Genomic DNA, 1,510 nt, shown 5'->3' on the forward strand with positions numbered 1-1,510 from the left:
CAAACTCCTCTTCCGCTTTGCAAAAAGGACAAAGTAAGCGGATCAGTCTTTGTGCCACGGTGGTGTTTAGCATATTGGCCAATAGAAAACCGGGGATACCCATATCCATGAGCCGCGACACCGTTCCCCAAGCTGAATTGGTGTGGATCGTGGACAATACGAGGTGTCCCGTGAGTGCGGCCCTGATGGCCATGTTTGCCGTCTCGGGATCCCTGATCTCACCGACCATGATCACATCAGGATCCTGACGCAAGAAGGTCCGCAAGGTTGCTGCAAATCCAAGGCCGATGCTCTCTTTCAGCTGTACCTGATTTACTCCCTCAAGCGTATATTCAATCGGATCCTCAATAGTAAGAATATTGCGTGTGCTTTTATTAAGCAGCTTTAAGGTTGCATAAAGTGTGGTGGTCTTTCCTGATCCAGTAGGCCCACTAATCAGGATGATTCCATTTGGTCGCTGAACCCCCTGCATGTAATGGAACATGTCCTCTTGAGATAACCCGAGTGTATTGAGGTCAATATCGGTACTGCTGTTATTAAGCAACCTCAATACGATCTTTTCCCCATAAAGTGTGGGCAGCACCGATACCCTGATATCAAAGGCAGCCTGTTTGGCTGATCTAAACTGAATCCGACCGTCCTGTGGAAGCCGTTTTTCTGCGATATCCAGATTGGCCATGATCTTGATCTTATTGACCAAAGAGGGATAATCCTCCTTGCTTACCTGATACCTTTCCACCATCATCCCATCTATTCTTACCCTAACCCTTGATCTTTTCTCAAAAGTCTCAATGTGGATATCACTACTCTTTAGTCTTCGAGCTTCCTCAATTAATACATTCAAAAAATCATCATTGGCCGATATGGTTGAGATTGCCTTTTGATCTCCATCCCTACTCGCCTCGCTTAAATAGTGGGTAGAGAGTAGTCTGCTGATCTCGGTCTCCTCGATCTCGTTGAGCGTGATGGAATAACCTAGGATAACCTCCAGCTCCTCTTTTAAGGAAAACTTGTCACAGCTCTTTCCGCAATATAGATCCAGTTGATCAGCTAACAGGGTAATCGGAAATACACGATATTGCATGGCAATATCCTTAGGTATAATGTTTAGGATATCGTTTGTAATTTCCATTGCTATATTCCAAAATAAGTATCGCCAACACGTGAAATCATGTGCCAAGAACTACTAAACTGATCATACAAAAGCACAGCCATAAGCATTAGGGCCTGATAGCCTGCTAATGGTACCTTATCCAGCCTTTCTTTTGCGGATAATTTAAGCAATAGGGTAATGCCTATTGCGAACAACAGGCTTAGGATATAAAAAACAATAAAGTAAGTTACCGAAAAAGCAAAAGCGGCGCATAACAAAAAGAGCAGATCACCCAGACCAAAAAACCCCTGAAAGATATTCGTAGGCTTTCTATTTTTTAACGAGATGTAAAGTGACAGGACAAATACCTGAAAAAGGATGAATAAACCATTTAGCCCGCCAAGATTAAAAACCAAT

At 43.4% G+C, this 1,510-nt stretch carries 2 protein-coding genes; both read right to left on the minus strand.

Features of this window, described 5'->3' with window-relative positions; all coding sequences use genetic code 11:
• A partial coding sequence (locus tag EZ449_RS22470; RefSeq protein ID WP_131563127.1) for a GspE/PulE family protein occupies nt 1–1,132 on the minus strand: 1,132 nt, incomplete at its 3' end.
• Between the two features lie 2 nt (nt 1,133–1,134).
• Nucleotides 1,135–1,510, minus strand: a 376-nt coding sequence (locus EZ449_RS22780; protein WP_205943064.1) for a hypothetical protein, incomplete at its 5' end; no start/stop codon positions are given.

It is taken from the genome of Pedobacter frigidisoli (assembly GCF_004331675.1).
In the GTDB taxonomy this organism is placed as follows: Bacteria; Bacteroidota; Bacteroidia; order Sphingobacteriales; family Sphingobacteriaceae; genus Pedobacter; species Pedobacter frigidisoli.